The sequence below is a fragment of the Bacillus sp. 1A genome (assembly GCF_052682215.1).
Genome location: NZ_JBQYLZ010000001.1, coordinates 2,593,755 through 2,611,755, shown reverse-complemented (window position 1 = coordinate 2,611,755; position 18,001 = coordinate 2,593,755). Strand labels below are relative to the sequence as shown.

The 18,001-nt window shown below is 35.8% G+C and carries 21 protein-coding genes; 4 read left to right on the top strand and 17 right to left on the bottom strand.

What is annotated here, in order from left to right; genetic code table 11:
* Positions 1 to 12 precede the first annotated feature (12 nt).
* Entirely contained in the window at positions 13 to 1,038 is a 1,026-nt protein-coding gene (locus ACUN0F_RS13395) for a SepM family pheromone-processing serine protease (RefSeq protein WP_000476311.1), read from the bottom strand.
* A complete protein-coding gene (locus ACUN0F_RS13390; protein WP_000662602.1) occupies positions 1,031 to 1,822 on the bottom strand; it encodes a patatin-like phospholipase family protein in 792 nt (263 codons plus the stop codon). The genes ACUN0F_RS13395 and ACUN0F_RS13390 overlap by 8 nt, the downstream gene beginning before the upstream one ends.
* A gap of 113 nt (positions 1,823 to 1,935) precedes the next feature.
* On the opposite strand from ACUN0F_RS13390, the gene ylbJ reads away from it, so the two are divergent.
* On the top strand, positions 1,936 to 3,165 hold the full coding sequence (ylbJ, locus tag ACUN0F_RS13385; protein WP_060488406.1) for a sporulation integral membrane protein YlbJ: 1,230 nt from the start codon (positions 1,936 to 1,938) through the stop codon (positions 3,163 to 3,165).
* On the opposite strand, the gene coaD is transcribed toward ylbJ, so the two are convergent.
* Positions 3,157 to 3,648 carry a pantetheine-phosphate adenylyltransferase gene (gene coaD, locus ACUN0F_RS13380; protein WP_000200598.1) on the bottom strand — a complete coding sequence of 164 codons (492 nt, stop codon included), beginning with the start codon at positions 3,646 to 3,648 and terminating at the stop codon, positions 3,157 to 3,159. The two genes, ylbJ and coaD, sit on opposite strands and share 9 nt — an antisense overlap.
* Complete coding sequence (gene rsmD / locus ACUN0F_RS13375) at positions 3,645 to 4,211, bottom strand: 16S rRNA (guanine(966)-N(2))-methyltransferase RsmD (protein ID WP_001266975.1); 567 nt, start codon at positions 4,209 to 4,211, stop codon at positions 3,645 to 3,647. Before rsmD ends, coaD begins: the two co-directional genes overlap by 4 nt.
* Before the next feature lie 530 nt (positions 4,212 to 4,741).
* Here rsmD and ACUN0F_RS13370 point away from each other — a divergent pair.
* Complete coding sequence (locus ACUN0F_RS13370) at positions 4,742 to 5,131, top strand: DUF7147 family protein (RefSeq protein ID WP_445539556.1); 390 nt, start codon at positions 4,742 to 4,744, stop codon at positions 5,129 to 5,131.
* Between the two features lie 55 nt (positions 5,132 to 5,186).
* Here ACUN0F_RS13370 and ACUN0F_RS13365 read toward each other — a convergent pair whose 3' ends face one another.
* From ACUN0F_RS13365 to ACUN0F_RS13340, 6 genes are all read right to left on the bottom strand, one after another.
* The gene (locus ACUN0F_RS13365) at positions 5,187 to 5,453 is read right to left on the bottom strand and encodes a YlbG family protein (RefSeq protein WP_002080814.1); all 267 of its coding nucleotides are present in this window, start codon (positions 5,451 to 5,453) and stop codon (positions 5,187 to 5,189) included.
* A gap of 126 nt (positions 5,454 to 5,579) precedes the next feature.
* Positions 5,580 to 6,029, bottom strand: a complete 450-nt coding sequence (locus tag ACUN0F_RS13360) for a YlbF family regulator (protein WP_000634355.1) — start codon at positions 6,027 to 6,029, stop codon at positions 5,580 to 5,582.
* A 116-nt stretch (positions 6,030 to 6,145) separates the two neighbouring features.
* Positions 6,146 to 6,718 (bottom strand): histidine phosphatase family protein, encoded by a 573-nt coding sequence (locus ACUN0F_RS13355; RefSeq protein WP_033657734.1) that lies wholly within the window; start codon positions 6,716 to 6,718, stop codon positions 6,146 to 6,148.
* Between the two features lie 82 nt (positions 6,719 to 6,800).
* Positions 6,801 to 7,046 carry a YlbE-like family protein gene (locus ACUN0F_RS13350; protein WP_001200991.1) on the bottom strand — a complete coding sequence of 82 codons (246 nt, stop codon included), beginning with the start codon at positions 7,044 to 7,046 and terminating at the stop codon, positions 6,801 to 6,803.
* 11 nt (positions 7,047 to 7,057) lie between these two features.
* Positions 7,058 to 7,501, bottom strand: coding sequence for a YlbD family protein (locus ACUN0F_RS13345; protein WP_001143336.1), 444 nt, complete (start codon positions 7,499 to 7,501; stop codon positions 7,058 to 7,060).
* A 186-nt stretch (positions 7,502 to 7,687) separates the two neighbouring features.
* Positions 7,688 to 8,722: a CAP domain-containing protein gene (locus tag ACUN0F_RS13340; RefSeq protein ID WP_000735384.1), complete on the bottom strand. Its 1,035-nt coding sequence runs from the start codon at positions 8,720 to 8,722 to the stop codon at positions 7,688 to 7,690.
* A gap of 206 nt (positions 8,723 to 8,928) precedes the next feature.
* Here ACUN0F_RS13340 and ACUN0F_RS13335 point away from each other — a divergent pair, with 206 nt between their 5' ends.
* A complete protein-coding gene (locus ACUN0F_RS13335; protein ID WP_001160938.1) occupies positions 8,929 to 9,294 on the top strand; it encodes a YugN family protein in 366 nt (121 codons plus the stop codon).
* Between the two features lie 46 nt (positions 9,295 to 9,340).
* Here ACUN0F_RS13335 and ACUN0F_RS13330 read toward each other — a convergent pair whose 3' ends face one another.
* The 7 genes from ACUN0F_RS13330 to ctaB form a co-directional block, all read right to left on the bottom strand.
* Entirely contained in the window at positions 9,341 to 10,339 is a 999-nt protein-coding gene (locus ACUN0F_RS13330; RefSeq protein ID WP_046956455.1) for a formamidase, read from the bottom strand.
* Positions 10,340 to 10,567: 228 nt separating this feature from the next.
* Positions 10,568 to 11,473: a cytochrome c oxidase assembly factor CtaG gene (gene ctaG / locus ACUN0F_RS13325; protein WP_088093443.1), complete on the bottom strand. Its 906-nt coding sequence runs from the start codon at positions 11,471 to 11,473 to the stop codon at positions 10,568 to 10,570.
* Positions 11,474 to 11,558: 85 nt separating this feature from the next.
* Positions 11,559 to 11,891, bottom strand: coding sequence for a cytochrome c oxidase subunit IVB (ctaF, locus tag ACUN0F_RS13320; protein ID WP_000985699.1), 333 nt, complete (start codon positions 11,889 to 11,891; stop codon positions 11,559 to 11,561).
* Between the two features lie 3 nt (positions 11,892 to 11,894).
* The gene (ctaE, locus tag ACUN0F_RS13315) at positions 11,895 to 12,518 is read right to left on the bottom strand and encodes a cytochrome c oxidase subunit III (protein ID WP_000557858.1); all 624 of its coding nucleotides are present in this window, start codon (positions 12,516 to 12,518) and stop codon (positions 11,895 to 11,897) included.
* Positions 12,518 to 14,353 carry a cytochrome c oxidase subunit I gene (ctaD, locus tag ACUN0F_RS13310; RefSeq protein ID WP_000501451.1) on the bottom strand — a complete coding sequence of 612 codons (1,836 nt, stop codon included), beginning with the start codon at positions 14,351 to 14,353 and terminating at the stop codon, positions 12,518 to 12,520. Before ctaD ends, ctaE begins: the two co-directional genes overlap by 1 nt.
* Before the next feature lie 60 nt (positions 14,354 to 14,413).
* Positions 14,414 to 15,463 (bottom strand): cytochrome c oxidase subunit II, encoded by a 1,050-nt coding sequence (gene coxB, locus ACUN0F_RS13305; protein ID WP_445539555.1) that lies wholly within the window; start codon positions 15,461 to 15,463, stop codon positions 14,414 to 14,416.
* 93 nt (positions 15,464 to 15,556) lie between these two features.
* The gene (ctaB, locus tag ACUN0F_RS13300) at positions 15,557 to 16,480 is read right to left on the bottom strand and encodes a protoheme IX farnesyltransferase (protein WP_000017546.1); all 924 of its coding nucleotides are present in this window, start codon (positions 16,478 to 16,480) and stop codon (positions 15,557 to 15,559) included.
* A gap of 496 nt (positions 16,481 to 16,976) precedes the next feature.
* On the opposite strand from ctaB, the gene ctaA reads away from it, so the two are divergent.
* A complete protein-coding gene (ctaA, locus tag ACUN0F_RS13295; protein ID WP_001188725.1) occupies positions 16,977 to 17,912 on the top strand; it encodes a heme A synthase in 936 nt (311 codons plus the stop codon).
* Positions 17,913 to 18,001 lie beyond the last annotated feature (89 nt).

Genomic DNA, 18,001 nt, shown 5'->3' with positions numbered 1-18,001 from the left:
TTTCAGAGAGGTTTATTTTTTCTCGCCCATTTTTTCCAAATACAGCAATGCATCATCCAGCGTATCAACTGGTACAACTTTCATTTTTGTTTTAATATCTTTCGCAGCCTCAAGCGCATCTTTATAATTCGATTTCTCCGCACCTTTTTCATTTGGCGCAAAGAACACTTCAGCACCAGCATCACTTGCAGCAACCACTTTTTGCTGAATACCACCAATCGGGCCAATTTCTCCCTTTTCATTTATCGTCCCTGTTCCAGCTATTTCATGTCCTCTTGTTAAATCATCTTCCACAAGTTGATTATATATTTCTAATGTAAACATTAGGCCTGCCGATGGTCCGCCTATTTCATGAGAATCAATTTTCACTTTCGGATCTACCATTAATTCTCTTTCAGTAACGATAGAAACCCCTATACCAACACGCCCATTTCCATTCGGAATGGTCTTTACATTTAAATTTTCTTTTAACTGTTTTCCATTTCTCTTATACTCAATATTTACTGCTTCCCCTTCTTTTTTCCCTGTCATATATTCAATAAATTGCTCCGTCTTTTCAAATGTTTTTCCGTCGACAGCTATGATGACATCTCCAAGCTTAAGCTTTCCTTCTGACGGCATCCCTTTCGCTACTCCTGCAACCAATACACCTTTATTTTCAAAAGAAACAGTACGGTTTGCACGTTTATACGCATTATAGATTGCTGCATTTTGCGAATCTTTCATCGCATAATTTTGGCGAAATTGATATTCTTCATCACTCTCACCTTTTTGCAATATTTCTTCCGCTTTCGAAATATGTGTATATTTATTAAACTGTGCCGCTATTAAATTCACCACATTTGCTGGTCCCATTGAAACCGTAACAAGCATAAAATCACCGGATTCTTTCGTTCCACCCTCAACTTGAACATAAGGCTCTAATTTGGCCGCCATTCCTGGTTTTGTTACATAATACGGTAAACGTACGTAAACAAGTAACATCGCCAATATAACCCCTATTAAAATTGCATATATAAACCGAAAACGCTTAAACATTATGTTTCTCCTTCCACTGCTCAATTAATAAATAAATATTTGCAACATGTTTTTCCGCCTCTACTTCTCCAACTCGAATAATGTCTTCAATGTTTGTAAAAGCACGTGAACTAAATTGTTCTACAGCTGGTCGCATCATTAAATCCGATGCAATTTGTCGATTCATCACCAGCTCATGTTGCATAATTTCAATACTCTGCATAATTACATCATAAATAGACGTAACCTCTCCATTCACTTTAATCGGCGATACATCAACAGCAATAACAATATCGGCACCTAACTCTTTCACAACCGATACTGGAATGCGATCAATCACTCCGCCATCCACCAATAATCGTCCATCTATCTTTTCTGGTACAAACACTCCAGGTACAGATATGCTAGCTCTCACAGCCTCTGCAACAGGACCACTTGTAAAAACTACTTTTTCCCCCTTCAAGATGTCAGTAGCCACAACAGCCGTCGGGATATCTAACTCTTCTAAATTTTTATTATATGTAAACATTTTAATCATATCTTTGACACGTTTTCCAGCAATAAATCCCATTTTCGGAACTGTAAAATCTAAATAATATTTCCTCTTAAAAACATTTGCCAGTTTATACAACCTTTCAACGTTTGAGCTAGCTGCATAAAACGTACCTACTAAAGCCCCCATACTACTTCCTGCAATCATATGAATCGGTATACCATTTTCTCTTAAAACTTTTATAACACCAATATGCGCAAACCCTTTTGCGCCCCCAGATCCAAGAGCTAATCCAATTTTCGGTTCTTTCATTTTTCTCACCCTTTAATTTTTTTCATTCCTTTTTCATACTTATGGTCTAAATGCACTACGTATCCACGTATACTGAAATGAACGTTTTTTGGGACAAAGGGGGATTTACTTACATGTATGAAAAATGGAAAACGGCTTTTCTTACCATATCAACACTGTTTTTAACCTTTTCTCTTGTACTTCACCCCCAAGCTGCTTTGCAAGCTTCCATTCGAGGGTTAAATATATGGTGGGAAGTTGTATTCCCTTCACTTTTACCGTTTTTCATCATTGCGGAACTTCTAATTAGTATTGGTGTTGTAAAATTTATAGGTGTTATATTAGAACCACTCATGCGACCACTTTTTCGCGTTCCAGGGATAGGCGGATTTGTTTGGGCAATGGGAATGGCTTCTGGATTCCCTGCTGGCGCCAAATTAAGCGCTAGACTACGTAAAAGTAATCAGCTAACACAAATCGAAGCAGAACGCCTCGTATCTTTTACAAACTCATCTAATCCACTTTTTATTTTTGGAGCTGTTTCTATCGGTTTTTTCAATAATCCTAAATTAGGAATCGTATTAGCTGCTGCACATTATTTAAGTAACTTTGCCGTCGGGTTATTGATGCGTTTTTACGGCCATAACAATATTTCCACGAAGGATCAACATCCTACTAAAAAACGTCCTTTTCAAAACCCTTTTTCAGTCCTACACGAGACGCGTATGCAAGAAAAAAGACCATTAGGAAAATTACTTGGGGACGCTATCGTTTCTTCTATTCAAACGTTACTTATGATTGGTGGATTTATTATTTTATTCTCTGTTTTAAATAAAATGATTACTGTATTTCATATTACAGCAGCACTTTCTTTTATTATGCAACATATTTTATCATTCTTCCAACTAACTACAGAATTTAGTATTCCAATCTTATCAGGCATTTTTGAAATGACACTCGGTAGCCAAATGATTAGTCAAATAAATGAAACACCCCTCCTGCAGCAAGCTATGGTAACAAGCTTTATTTTAGCGTTTAGCGGCCTTTCTATTCAGGCACAAGTTGCTAGCATATTAGCTGAAACAGACATCCGATTTAAGCCCTATTTTTTCGCACGAATTATCCAAAGTATTCTGGCTCCTATTTTTACTTTTATATTTTGGAAACCATTTTATGAAAAAGTAAGCTCTTTTTCACCTATGCAAAAAGATATCCCCGTATTTTTATCGAATCATTCTTCTATACTGCAAGAAATTTGGACATCTTTTGTACACTATGGACCGATCTTTACTTTATTTTGTTTATATGTATATGTTATCTTATTATTTTTTCGTAGCAACAAAGAAAAACCCCGTTCACTTTAACGGGGTTTGAAACTTTTCTTTTAAAGCACGTTCTACAACAGGAGGTACAAGATCTACTACGCTTCCTCCATATCTCGCAACTTCTTTTACAATGCTCGAGCTTAAAAATGAATATTGGTTATTTGTCATAATAAAAAAGGTTTCAATATTTTCATCTAATTTTCGATTCATAGAAGTAATTTGCATCTCATATTCAAAATCAGAAACCGCTCGTAACCCACGCAAAATCGCGTTTGCATTACGCATTTTCGCATACTCCACTAGTAGTCCACTATGTGAATCTACTTTTACATTCGGGATATCCTTTGTTGCTTCTCGAATTAAATCTAAGCGCTCTTCAACTGAAAAGAACGGTTTTTTTGACGAGTTGTTTAAAACTACTACGTATACCTCATCAAATACTTTTGCTCCCCTTTTAATAATATCCAGATGCCCAAGGGTAATTGGATCAAAACTTCCCGAAGAAATAGCTATACTAGTCATTCCGTCCCCTCACCTTCATACTTATAAATCGATATTGCTGTAATCCCATAATTTTCAGCTCTTACTTTTACAAGACTCCCTATAGAATCAGGTAAAACTACATCATTACCATGCTCTGACATAATTAATCCATCTCTATGTAGCAATCCATGTTGATCCATCACACTAATTAAAGATACAATTTTTTGATCTTTATATGGAGGATCAATTAATATAAGATCGAATGATATTTCACGTTTTATAAGAGCCTTTACCGCACGTTCTGCATCATTTCGATATACTTCAGCTTGTTCCTGTATTCGACAACTTTCTAAATTTTGATGGATTACTTTTATCGCTTTATTATCTCGATCAACAAAAATTGCTTTATCAATCCCTCTACTTATAGCCTCGATTCCAAGACCACCACTACCGCCAAATAAATCAAGAGCGATACCACCATCAAAATAAGGACCTATCATATTAAAGATTGATTCTTTTACTTTATCTGTCGTTGGACGTGTTGTATTACCTGGCACCGCTTTTAGTGGATGCCCTTTACATTTTCCTGAAACTACTCTCATCTGTTGTCACTACCTTTATTTCAATCTATCGAGCAATTATAGAAAACCTTTCTCCATTCGGTAACCGCTACCAAACTATACTATTCCATGAAATTTCCCATTCATTTCTCAACGAACAATAGGAGAACTTTGGCTTAAAATAACCGCTCTGCATTTTTATGTATTCATCTCACCATGCGCTAACACGAACCCATTATGTATATTCGTTTCACTTTATCTTTTTTATCCTATCATAAAATAAAAAAAAGAAAAATAAAAAGCCAAACATAAAATTTAATTTCATGATGTATATCTTCATTTAGATTGGACATAAATAATTATAACAACATCACCTTCGATGTTGTTGCCAACCGCGGAGAAGACTTACGTTTCCCCATAAGTTCTTCCTCCGGTTTCTCCTCTCCCTTTGCCTTCTTACTAGTACATGCTAGTATAAGAAGGGCCCTGCTTTGCAGGGTTTTTTTTCTTTGTCTACTTTTCATTTAAAAAGTGAGATGGTACAGTAAATAAAAGAAAGAGGAGGAAAAAATATGATTCAACGCTTTATAGAACTCGGAGAAGGCTACTCTGATTTATATGAATTACTTGAAATTGCCAAAGCAAATCAAGAACGTATAACACATATGTTACAATTTGAAACGATTAAAAATGAAAAAAAAGTGTGCTCACTTGTTGTAATATTAAAACCAACTACTACTGGTGATTTCCAACCATTATACATATGTCGTGAAAGCATTCCTGTACTTGAAAATAAAAAAAGTAAACGCGTCATTTTATTTGAAGAAACGGCAGAACAACTAGGAAGAAAAGTGACTACCTTTACGGTAAAACCATCCACAACTTTCCCAGAAAAAGAACTGTTTTTCAATCATTTAATTGGTATTTTACGAATGAATAATTTCATTCCTCCAATGAAATAAAGTGTTATTTCAAGTAAAAAAATCCCCTACTAAATTTAGCAGGGGATTTTTTCTATTAACTATAATCGTATTCTTTTGCCCGATCAGGACGTGAATTTTCAAATTCCGTTTTTAAATACGGGCGGTACGACTGTTCTATCTTCTTCACAAAAGGAAGTTTGTTCAACTTTTGCATCATATGCTCAATTTGTTCCATATCACAATATACTACTGCGTATTTTAAGCGTTTTGATATGTAATGTATGTTACCATATTTCCTTAAAATCTTGGCATGTTTCAATGAATGTAAATAAACAATCATACTTTGTCGTTGCCCGAACATAATCTTCTCCATCTTCTCCTTTTAAAAACATATATTTTATATTTTATGAAAACCAATCAGAAATTTATGACATTACAGGACAAACTCTGTATACGTTTTCTTCTATCTTCTAAAAAACGGGGTAATTTACCCCGTTTTACAGCCACAACCTCCGCCGGTACCACAACCGCCACCACAGCCACCAGCATCAAAAAATGGATTTCCTGTTGGAACTTTGATGGAAGAAGACACCTCAGAACCGATTGCTACACTAACTTCATCTAACAACTTTTGCAAAGCTGTTTCTACTCGTTTAAAAGCTGCAACCTTATCATGTAAGTCTACAGAACGCTTTAACTCCCTCATTTTCGTCGAAACGAAAGTATAATCAGGATGGTATTTACCGAAACGTTGCACTTCTTCATATCGTTCTTTCATCGCTGTAAATTGCTGAATTAACGTCTGAACTTCCATATCTTCATGCAATTCTTTATAACACTTACGATAGTCTTCTGCTATATCTGAACAGATAATCGCTTTTGCAAGCTGCTCTGCCTTATCTAATATCAATACGCTTTCCAGCGTCGCTACAATCATGAGAGACACCTCCGAGTATTCATCATACCACATTTAGAATAGAACTACTAATTGAAGTGTCTCACTAAACAGAAAGATATCACTCTAACTATTTTCCGTATAATCCCAGCACATACTTATACATTAATATGTTCCGCAATATTATATTTCAGAACATCCCATTTCCCACTATTTTCTTTCACATAACTAATACATGCATTTTTTAATGGTGTCTTAAACGAAATATCTTCCGGTGCAATTGCATGTAAAATTGCTTTTATCGCATGTGAATGAGCTACAATGATAATACGTTTGCCAGAATGGGTTTCTGCAACATCTTTTATAGCAGCAAAGCAACGAGTTACAATCTCTTCATCTTGCTCCATACCTTCTACTTTACCTTCTGCAATTAGCTCCCTAACAGTCGCAACCGGCTTCCCAGAAGCTTCACCAAAATTACGTTCAACAAATCGCTCATCTAATAAAATCGATTGCAATCCTGCAGCCCCTGCAATTTCCTTAGCTGTTTCGTGCGCTCTAATTAATGGGCTACTTATAATTACATCCCATGCTTCCGCTTGCAAAGCAACTGCACTTTGACTTGCTTGCTTCTTTCCCACTTCATTAAGTGGAATATCTTCACGTCCCTGAATAATCTCTTGAAAATTCCAATCAGTTTGTCCATGTCGTACTAAACAAATTTCCGTCATGCTCATGCTGCAACTCCTTTTTAAATAATCCGCTTCTATTGTATCAAAAGTTCTGCATGACGGACATAGTTTTCCCTTCCAATTATGTTGTATTTTGCTGCTTCATATACTGAAACATATCGATCATAATGGAGGCAACTGCCAATTGGTTTTGAAATTTCTCAACTTTATCTGGTATCGTTTTTTTGAAATGCTGCATAGCCGCTAACTCAAATGCCTCTTTTTCTTCAGGGTTTCGCGTTAGTTTTCTATACCAGTACGGTTGCTCCCTAATATAGCGAGATAAATCCTCATCAGCCTTTATAAACTCCATAATTTCTGCTCTCATCCGCTTTCCCCCTAATCCTTCTGAAAGAAAAATGGATTATTTTCGGAAGTACTTTCTTCTTGCCGCGCGGGCTTCCCTTGAAATTGTTGAAAAACTTGTTGCACACTACCAATTGCACTCGTCACATTAGCTAAATGGTGTTGCATCTGTTCCACATCTAGCTTTTTAAAGAAAGAAAGCATTTGTCCCATCACATCAGCAGTTTTTTCCTCTTCAGTTCGATTATCTTTTTCTTTTTCTTGTTTATTTTCTTTTACCGAAGAAAAAGCTGGCGCTCCATCAGGCCTAAAAGTTGCCCATATCGGATCTTCTTCACCAAGTAAGTACCATTCTTCATAAAACTGTTGCCAAGTTTTGTGACCACTTCTAACCTCATGAACCATTTTAGGGTGATGGTTTACAAACTCTTTAAACTGTTGAACCGATGGATGTAACGGCCCTTTTGTTGTTGGCATAATCCTCACCTCTTCATGTATATCTACTATATAGTAAGAAAAAAAAGGCACATGGTTCGCCTATTTTTAGACGATTCATGCACCTTTTTATCCTGCTATTTGCATACGGTAAGATTCCGACCTACACTTCAGTGAATACAAAGTACTTAAACGTGAGGTTTTCCCTACACAACTTAAAATTTCATTTTATTTTCGAATAAAGTTTTGTGTATAAAACTTATCGTATACCCCAACACCTAATCCTGTAAATTGTTCATTTAATACATTCTTTCTATGCCCTTCACTATTTAACCAACCTTGCACCGCCGCAATTCCATCACTATGCTGCGCCGCTATGTTCTCACCAGCAAGTTGAAACCCTACTTTCCCGCGCTGTAAACGATCTCCTAACGTACCTAGTGTAGGTGAATCGTGTGAAAAGTAATTATTATCCTTCATATCTTTACTATGCCCTATAGCCACCTCTGCTGTTTGTTGATCCCAAGCTAACAGCGGTAACTTATGGCGACTTCGAATAATATTTGTTAAATCAAAAATTTGTTGCATATTCCCATTCTCTATTTGTTTCATTTTATCTGGAGTCAATGGTTGTTCAGCTAGTAATTCACCCGAATAAACAAGCTGATACGGTCTTTGGCGTAATAACGTTTCATCATCCATATAACGAACACCAACAAGCTCATGTGTAAAATGATCAAAATATAATTGTGCCCAGCCATCTTCTACAGGTATTAATGGTTGTTCCATCACTTCCGTGTCAGATAACTCAAATTGATAACTATTTTTCCCTCTTTTTAACGAAATCTCATGCGAGAGTGGATTCTTTTTATACACTTCTTCATACTTTTCATTTATATAATAAGGCGGCACCTTAACCTGCTCACCAGCAACATACGCCGTTACAACTTTTCGTTCTGCAACTCCAAATTGAACATACTTAGTTAAATCTTGATTATATACCCACCATTCATATCCGTAAGCAGATGGCTCTATTCGAGATGGTTCGCCCCATTTTGCTAATAAATTTTCAGAGTCCCCACCAATCATATTTAAAACCGTATCGGAAGAGTCTTCATTTACTTGTTTTTTCTTTTTCACAATTTTATTTTCTTGCTTTGATTGAGATGGGGTTAATATATATTGTGAAACGAGTAATTTCCCGTATAAATCAACAGCTAAAATTAAAAATGTAATCATTACGATACGCAATAATTTCTTCAATCGATATACCTCCTGCACAAAACATAAAATTGAGATATACACAAATCCTTTTCTTTCCTTTTTTGTGTGTACCGTACTCTTTTCACTATATCATATTTTCGCAAAAAAAGTCTGGATTCTACCTTTTCTCTCAATATGAATTGCACTTTCTTATTATTCATACTATTATAAAAATAATGATGTAACATGAAAAGAGGAGGTATTATATGCAATTTACAAATACGAAATTTAATGGGGCAGTCGTTGATTTAACACTATTAACAGAGATTATGGAAAAGAACCATTTTGTACTTGCTGGACAGTGGGATTATGAACGAGTTACATACGATTATAAATTTGAAATATTAAATGATATTTATTATTTGCGCGTACAAGGTTTGGCTGTTGAAGGTGATGTTGGTAGCAGACACGCTGAAATAAAGCTACTTCCTCCCTTATTAGGAAAACATTATTATCCTCACGGCGTTGAATATGGTGATGGTGAAACTTTCCCAACGAATGTACTTCAAAAAAGCGAACAACTCCTACAAAATATCGAAAAAGAGTTAAAAGAGTTCCAAATCATTGAGTAAATAGAAAAAGCGCATCATATTGATGCGCTTTTTCTATTTATCTTACTTAAGAATGAATCGTCTTTTTGACTGGATACCCATAAATAGTTCCATCCTTTACTTTAATCTCATCTTCCCAAGGAACCTTATATTTACCTTCAGCTAAATCTTTTACAAACGTATACGGGTTTTCTTTCACCCCTCCAGGAGTCGCTACATATCCCCTTGCACCTAAATTATATATATTATTTTCGAGACCCCATCCTAATCTAGCCTGATCTGCTAGCTCTGGATATACTTCGGCAGTAACAATCTCCCAAGGATTTCGGTGTCCCTGCACTAAAGTAGTCCCATCAAAATTACATACTTGTCCTTCACCAAAGTAATAAAATACCCCATCATAACCCGCTAAGTTCACTGACAATGTATACATTAAGTTTTGCCATGCATTCGAACGATTAGTTAACATCCATTGTTCACTAACTTGTGTGCTATATCCAGAAATACGAATCAAGACATTTGCACCTTTATAAGCTGCTTCACGAGCTACTTCAGGAAACATACCATCATGACAAATACAAACAGCTAATTTACTTCCTCCAGGTCCATCACAAACAGGTAAGCCTAAATCTCCAGCTTTCCAAGGTTCGACTGGCACCCAAGGATTTAGCTTACGATACTTCAAAATCATTTCACCTTGTGGATCAATAATTATTGCTGTATTATACGGTTCTCCACCATCAGGGTTTCTTTCCATTATAGAAAAAACACCATATACCTCAGACTCTTTACATGCCTCAGCAAACAAGTCTGTTTCCGGCCCAGGAACTGTACATAAAAACTCTTCTGTAGTCCATTTTTTTGTATTAAGCCCTTGTGTACTATATTCTGGAAATACTATCAATTCCAATCCAGGATACCCTGATTTAGTTGAATGAATTGTTTTTATGATCTGTTTAATTTGTTTATCAATGTCTGCACGTGACTCTACTACTGGTACTGGATATTGTATTAATGCTGTTAAAAAACCACTAATTGGCTTTACCATACTTCCACTACTACCCATTTAAATTCCCCCTTAAAATAGTTCTTGTTTATTAAAGATAACAATATAAATTTGTAACTCTCTAAAAAACTTGCACTACACATGGAATCATTACGTATTAAAGCTAGTAGTAAATCTTATATCCACTTTTAGTACATGCCTACACTAACTTAACATAAATAAATTGAAAATTCAATCTTTTTACAGTTTACTAAAACTAAAAAAGTGTATGAAAACCCATACACTTTTTTACTTAGTCTGTAAATACGGCGGCAATTGTTGCAACTGCTCTTTATCCTTTTCACGCTCTCGACGCGCCCATCGAAAGAATACATAGCCTATAATTGTGCCATACACTATTTCCTGGACAATTTTCATAATGATGCCACCTGTTTGTTGGTCTTGTACGACTGGCATCCAGTGTAAAAATTCTGGTCCCGTTATATTTAAATCTGATAAAGTTCCTGCGGGTACACAAAGTTCCATCGCCTTCATCCAAGCAGCCGGATCCGTATACGTTGCAAATAACGGTGCAGTTGCAAAAATGATTAACGCACAAGCTGGCGTTAATAATATACCGTTAGCAAACATATAACCAAGTTTCTTTATATCACTTAATGTTTGATATTCTGGTAATGGATTTAGCATCGGCCACCACATCATGATTGCCGTAAAGAACAATATAGCGAGACAAATAGGATGAGCAATTTGACTTTGTTTTACTGTATCAAAAACAACTGGTAAATGATAAAAAGAAAACAGGCCATTAAATACAAACAATGCAATAAGTGGTTTAGCAAATATCTTTAATATAATTTGAACGAACTTAAAAGAAGTAATATAACGATATAACCAATCTGGTATACCAAGCAACAGTAACGGTGGAACTGCAATATACATAACTGCCATTTCAAACATATGTGCACTAAATATAATATGACCAATTAAATCAATAGGCCCTCCCTTTACAAAATACAAAAGAACAATCCCGGTCGTAAAATAAAAAATTTGCTTCTTACTTACCTTCCTCGCATTTTCAAATCGCATTCTATATGGCCCAATAATTAAAAAGTACCCGATAAGGATCGAAAGCATAAATAATAAAAAGATTGGACTCCATAGAGCTTGAAAACCAAATATCCACAAGTTACTCATTGTCACACCTACCTTCTTAAGGTTATCCTTTCACATAACATGAAGAGGGAGCTGTGACGACACAAGCTCCCTTATTCTTCACTTTTCAAATCCACACAATTGTCATAAAAGCTAAAATTGTAATTAACCCGATCAACAGACCAGAATAAAGAAAGAAACTTGCCGCTTCATGTCCTTTATGACTCATATGCATAAAATAATACAATTGAAAAATTACTTGTACCACTGCTAATAGTAAAATAAATGGTACTGAGAAAGTCGGACTAAAAGTTTTCGGATATGCGACTGCTGCAAATGCAACTAATGTTAAAAAAATCATTAATGCAAATGTAATAACTTGATGCTTCATTTCCTCCGCACTTTTTCTCTTCCGATAAACAAGATCAACTTTAGGATTATTCGTTTGCTTTATCGCCATTGTTTATCCCACCATTCCCATCAAATATACTACAGTGAAAATAAACACCCAAACTACGTCAATAAAGTGCCAATAAATCGATGCAACATAAAACTTCGGTGCATTGTATAAATTTAGACCTCTCTTCGCATTTCTAAAGATTAATGTTAAAATCCAACATAATCCAAACAATACGTGGAGACCATGTGTACCAACAAGAGCATAAAACGCGGAACCAAATGCACTACTTCTCATAGTATGCTTAAATTCATGCGTATAATGATAAAACTCATATATCTCAAATGCTAAAAACCCTAAACCTAGCAACACTGTTACTAGTAGCCAAAGTTGCATTTTTTTAAAGTTAAAGTTTTTCATATGATACATCGCATAAACGCTCGTTAAACTACTCGTTAATAAAAGCATCGTCATAATGAAAACGAGTGGCATTTGGAACATCTCTTGAGATGTTGGTCCACCATTTGTAGAATTCTTTAACGCCAAATATGTGCCAAATAAGGAAGCGAACAATACTGTTTCGCCTCCAAGAAATAACCAAAAACCGACAAACTTATTTTTCCCCTCAAGGGTTGCTTTTTCAGGCTCTGCTGGAAATGTTTCATTCGTTAATTTTTCATCTACATGCATTATGCCTTGCCCCCCTTATCTTCTAAATCTTCCTTATGAATATGATATCCATGATCATCAATTACTGAACGTAGGAACATTGTGCCAAATGTAATGATTAAACCGATAATTGCTACTAATAACCAAAACTTATCTTTTCCACCCTGCATATACATTGCACCGAATGCCGCTATAAACAATCCTAAAGAAATGATAAATGGTGAAAATGATGGATTTGGCATATGAATATCACCAACTGGTTCCGCCGCTGTCATCTCTTTATTCCCTTCACGTTTTTCAATCCAAAACGGATCTAACCCGCGAACAAATGGTAATTGTTTAAAGTTATATTCTGGTGTTGGTGCTGGCATTGTCCATTCTAATGTACGTGCATCCCATGGATCACGACCAGCCTTTTCTTTTGAAACTGTCGTTTTAATTACATTGAATAGAAGAACAATCGTTCCAAGAGCCATAAATACCGCTCCAATAGAACTAATCATATTCCCCATTTCCAACCCTTGGCCTTCAAGATATGTGTAGTAACGACGTGGCATACCAATTAAACCAAGGAAATGCTGTATGAAGAACGTTAAATGGAAACCGATAAAGAATAGCCAAAATGTTATCTTTCCTAACGTTTCATTCAATACTTTATTAAACATCAGTGGCCAATAATAATGAGCTCCTGCAAGTAAACCAAATACAACACCGCCGACAATTACATAATGAAAGTGAGCTACTACGAAATAGTTATCATGAAATTGATAATCCGCTGGTGCAGATGCTAGCATAACACCTGTAACTCCACCCATTACGAATGATGGAATGAAAGCTACTGCCCACATCATCGGTGTCGTAAAACGAATACTTCCTCCCCACATCGTAAAGAGCCAGTTGAATATTTTAATACCGGTCGGTACTGCAATCGCCATTGTTGCAACTGAGAAAATAGCATTTGCAACTGGACCAAGTCCAACAGTAAACATATGATGCGCCCATACCATAAATCCTAAGAATCCAATTAATACTGTCGCGAACACCATCGACGAATAACCAAATAATCGTTTTTTCGAAAATGTCGCGAAGATTTCTGAGAATATTCCGAAAGCTGGGAGTATAAGAATGTATACTTCTGGATGACCGAAAATCCAGAATAAATGCTCCCATATAATCGTATTCCCGCCCAATGCTGGATTAAAGAAACTTGTTCCAAATAAACGATCTAACATTAAAAGTCCTAATCCTACAGTTAACGGCGGAAAAGCGAATAATATTAGAGAAGATGTTACAAATGTCGTCCATGTAAACATCGGCATACGCATATACGTCATTCCTGGCGCACGCATATTAATAATGGTTACAAGGAAGTTAATACCTCCAATTAATGTACCAATACCGGAGATTTGCAAGCCGAGTACATAAAAATCAACACCATGGCCTTTAGAGGCTAAAGCTAAAGATGCATAAGATGTCCAGCCTGCATCAGGTGCTCCACCTAAAAACCAACTTAAATTTAAAAATACTCCACCAAAGAAAAATAACCAAAATCCGAGTGAATTCAAAAACGGGAACGCTACATCACGTGCACCAATTTGAAGTGGTACAGCGGCGTTCATAAATGCAAACACGAGTGGCATAGCTGCGAGGAAAATCATTGTTGTACCGTGCATCGTTAATACTTGATTATAAGCATCCCCAACAAGAAAAGCGTTGTTAGGAATCGCTAATTGAAGGCGAATAAATAGAGCTTCTATTCCGCCTATTATAAAAAACAATCCACCTGCAATTAAATAGAGAATGGCAATCTTTTTATGGTCTACTGTCGTTAAATAATCCCATATGACAGCACCCATCCCCTGTTTTTTTGCTACAGAACTCACGTTTTCAACCTCCCCTTCGCGAATAATCCCTCTTTACTTTTCAACTTTTAACGTTTGTAAGTATGCATTTAATGCATCAACTTGATCATCCGTTAAGTTGCCATATTTACCAGTCATTTTATTTCCTGGTTTCATATTTTCAGGATCTTTCAGCCATTTTTTTAAGTTTTCTTCATTGTTTTCGGCAATACCGGCAACCATATCGCGATCCGCAAAGTTTGCTAAGTTTGGTGCGATACGAGCGGAAGGTGGTCTACTATCATTAGATCCAACTGCGTGACAACCAATACAGCTTTTATTAAATATTTCTTGGCCCTCTTGCGCCTTTGTTGAGGCTACTTCTTTCTTCCCATCAATCTTCTTCATATCAGCAAGCCACTTTTTGTACTCGCTTTCATCTAAAGCTTTCACTTTGAATTGCATTAAAGAATGTGATGGGCCGCAAAATTCTGTACAAAAACCATTATAAGTGCCCGATTTATCTGCCTTTAACCACATTTTGTTCACATTGTCTGTATTTGTATCCATTTTCCCAGCTAAAGATGGAACCCAAAACGCATGTTTAATATCGGCACCCTTCAAATTCAAATACACTTTCTTACCTGTGGGGATGACTAAATCTTGAGAAGTTACTATTTTTTCTGATTTATAAGAAAATTCCCACCAATAAAGATTCGCTGTTACATCAACAACGATAGTATCTTTATCAATATTCTTTTTCTCCATCGCACTTACATCAGCAAGTTTGAATGTATATGTAACCGTCGGAACAGCTAAGATTAACAAAAGAATAATCGGAATAACTGTCCAAATAATTTCTAGTTTGTGATTCCCTTCAACTTGCTCTGGAATATAATCTTCCTGACCTTTCTTTTGTCGGAAACGCACAATTACATATAAGAAAATAATAGTAACTACTAGTACTACTCCTACCATAATCGCAGTTGCTAGTAAGAGCAAATCATATTGCATTTTTGCTACTTCTCCTTGCGGAATTAAAGTAGATTGAAAGGCTTTACCGCATCCCCCTAACAGTAAAGCCAGCAGTGAAACGAACGAAAGCAGTCGCCACTGTTTCTTCATACAAACAACCCCCACTTTCCTTGTGAATTAGATTGTACTTTATAGTTAAGTAAAGTAAATCTCAACGTAAAGAAATCCAATTATGTCGTTGTCTTAGAAGAATGTAACTACAATCATTGATACAAATAAGATTGTTAAATAATTTAGGGAATAAACAAACATTTGTACGGACCATTTGATGTCATCTTGCTTACGGAAGCCATAAAATCCTAAAACGATCCATCCGATGTTTAACAATGTTGCAATTACCATAAATGTTATCCCTAGTCCACTCATATAAAATGGTAGTGGTAATAAACATACTGTCCAAATCATAATTTGGCGTTTCGTAATTTCAAATCCATGAACTACAGGAAGCATTGGAATTCCTGCATTTCGATATTCATCAACACGTTTCATCGCTAATGCGAGGAAATGTGGGATTTGCCAAATAAACATAATTAAAAATAACATCCAAGCAATTGGATGGCCTAAAGATGGATCGATTGCTGCCCATCCAATTAAAGGTGGAACTGCTCCAGATATACTACCTACAACAGTATTTAGTGTATACTTTCTCTTTGTCCATAACGTATATAAGACAACATATGTGAAAGCACCAATAAATCCCATTAATACTGCCATTGGTGTTGTTAATAATAAAAATACAAATCCAAGAAGTAATATAACTAGTCCAAATGTAAGTGCAAATCCCGGTTTATACTTCCCAGTAACTGTTGGACGGGTTTTTGTTCTTTCCATTAACGGGTCGATATCTCGATCAATGTAGTTATTTAAACAACATACCCCTGCCATAATTAATCCAGAACCAACGATTGTAAAGAATAACTTATCCAGATTGTCCATCACACTTAATCCATTAAAATGTAATGCCAACCAAAATCCTGTAAATACAGTAAGTGTATTTGAGTTTACAATCCCCATTTTAACGAGCGCTGATAAATCTTGTAGCCGAGTTGTTTCCGGTACACTTGTAACAGCTGACTCATCATGCAGCTCACTTGTTGCATGGCTCATCACTTTAACCCCCTCTTAAAACTTTCATCTTTCTTTTTGCGCCTATTTCGAATGAAATATTTCGCTTCTATATAGCAATATTATTACAGTAGAAATATTGTTAATCCATTCTACTACTAATCTACGCCCATACTCCAATATATTAAATCATATTTCCCGAACATTTTGTGAAGAAAACATGAACTTTTTGTGTCGAATATAAAAACTTAATTCTTACTTGTCCTTATCATAACATGATGTTACCTTCTATAATAAACTTTTTTGTCATATTTAACACGTATTCTCCCCATATCTTTTCAAAATAGCCTGTTTTTCACCTAAAAATTCCCTTATATATCCTATTTCCACACCCATTTTCTCTCCCCTGTCTGCCCCCGCCATTTCTTTGCTATTTTATTATTTTTTATATATCATAGGAACTAGCGCTTTTTATTCTATACATAATGGAATGAAAATATTTCGCAATAACTTCATAGCAGAAAGATGGTGAAATAGATTGCAACGCTTTATTAAATGGTTAGCAGTCATTACGAGTCTTGATTTATTAATAGTTTTACTAGGAGGCGCCTTAGTTACAAAAACAGGTTCTGGCCAAGGGTGCGGTAAATCATGGCCACTTTGTAACGGTGAATTTGTTCCATCTAATTTATCAATGGAAACTATTATTGAACTAAGTCACCGCCTTACATCAGGATCAGCAGGAATTCTTGTCACTCTTCTTTGTATTTTGTCCTGGAAATATTATAAACATGTGCGCGAAACAAAAACGTTAGCAATTTTATCCTTCGTATTTTTAATTGCGCAAGCATTAATGGGAGCGGCAGCAGTTGTTTGGGGACAAATGCCAGCTGTACTTGCTATCCATTTCGGTATTTCCTTAATTTCATTTGCTTCTGTCATTTTATTAACGTGTCTTATCTTTGAAATTGATCAGAAATTTGATGCACGTTCACTTATTATGGACAAAAAAATGAAATTTCATATTTATGGTGTAACAATTTACAGTTATATTGTCGTCTACACAGGTGCTTTAGTACGTCACGAACGAGCTAGCTTAGCCTGTCCAGACTTTCCTTTATGTAGCAAAAATAGACCTATGCCAACTCAACTACATGAATGGGTTCAAATGGGACATAGAGTTGCAGCGATGTTAATTTTCGCTTGGATACTATACGCGATGATTCTCGCTATTCGCCATTACAAGCAGCAGCCTGTCGTATACTGGGGATGGATCATTTCATTTATCCTTGTTACACTTCAAGCTATCGTAGGAATTTTAGTCGTATTTACAAATGCTAATTTAGTAATGGCATTATTACATTCACTATTCATTTCTTGCTTATTTGCTGTACTATGCTATTTAGTTATGTTAGGTACACGAAGTAAAGTGAATGCAAAAGAAGCTGAATCAACTTCTAAACAAACAAAATAAATTTAAATTAAAATACCTTGCCGAATTGGCAAGGTATTTTTTGCAATAAAGTGAAACTTTAATCAGTGGGGGTCTTCATCCCCCACTGA

Bases quoted from the DNA above. Each gene is read 5' to 3' on its own strand.
- coaD (WP_000200598.1), bottom strand. From the start codon at position 3,648: ATGACTAGTATAGCTATTTCTTCGGGAAGTTTTGATCCAATTACCCTT.
- ACUN0F_RS13355 (WP_033657734.1), bottom strand. From the start codon at position 6,718: ATGACGGAAATTTGTTTAGTACGACATGGACAAACTGATTGGAATTTT.
- ACUN0F_RS13370 (WP_445539556.1), top strand. From the start codon at position 4,742: ATGATTCAACGCTTTATAGAACTCGGAGAAGGCTACTCTGATTTATAT.
- coxB (WP_445539555.1), bottom strand. From the start codon at position 15,463: ATGAAGAAACAGTGGCGACTGCTTTCGTTCGTTTCACTGCTGGCTTTA.
- ctaF (WP_000985699.1), bottom strand. From the start codon at position 11,891: ATGGCGATAAAGCAAACGAATAATCCTAAAGTTGATCTTGTTTATCGG.
- ACUN0F_RS13345 (WP_001143336.1), bottom strand. From the start codon at position 7,501: ATGCCAACAACAAAAGGGCCGTTACATCCATCGGTTCAACAGTTTAAA.
- ctaB (WP_000017546.1), bottom strand. From the start codon at position 16,480: ATGAGCCATGCAACAAGTGAGCTGCATGATGAGTCAGCTGTTACAAGT.
- ylbJ (WP_060488406.1), top strand. From the start codon at position 1,936: ATGTATGAAAAATGGAAAACGGCTTTTCTTACCATATCAACACTGTTT.
- ACUN0F_RS13330 (WP_046956455.1), bottom strand. From the start codon at position 10,339: ATGGGTAGTAGTGGAAGTATGGTAAAGCCAATTAGTGGTTTTTTAACA.
- ACUN0F_RS13365 (WP_002080814.1), bottom strand. From the start codon at position 5,453: ATGTTCGGGCAACGACAAAGTATGATTGTTTATTTACATTCATTGAAA.
- ctaE (WP_000557858.1), bottom strand. From the start codon at position 12,518: ATGCATGTAGATGAAAAATTAACGAATGAAACATTTCCAGCAGAGCCT.
- ACUN0F_RS13360 (WP_000634355.1), bottom strand. From the start codon at position 6,029: ATGATTGTAGCGACGCTGGAAAGCGTATTGATATTAGATAAGGCAGAG.
- ACUN0F_RS13335 (WP_001160938.1), top strand. From the start codon at position 8,929: ATGCAATTTACAAATACGAAATTTAATGGGGCAGTCGTTGATTTAACA.
- ACUN0F_RS13395 (WP_000476311.1), bottom strand. From the start codon at position 1,038: ATGTTTAAGCGTTTTCGGTTTATATATGCAATTTTAATAGGGGTTATA.
- ctaG (WP_088093443.1), bottom strand. From the start codon at position 11,473: ATGAGTAACTTGTGGATATTTGGTTTTCAAGCTCTATGGAGTCCAATC.
- ACUN0F_RS13390 (WP_000662602.1), bottom strand. From the start codon at position 1,822: ATGAAAGAACCGAAAATTGGATTAGCTCTTGGATCTGGGGGCGCAAAA.
- rsmD (WP_001266975.1), bottom strand. From the start codon at position 4,211: ATGAGAGTAGTTTCAGGAAAATGTAAAGGGCATCCACTAAAAGCGGTG.
- ctaD (WP_000501451.1), bottom strand. From the start codon at position 14,353: ATGGGTGCTGTCATATGGGATTATTTAACGACAGTAGACCATAAAAAG.
- ACUN0F_RS13350 (WP_001200991.1), bottom strand. From the start codon at position 7,046: ATGAGAGCAGAAATTATGGAGTTTATAAAGGCTGATGAGGATTTATCT.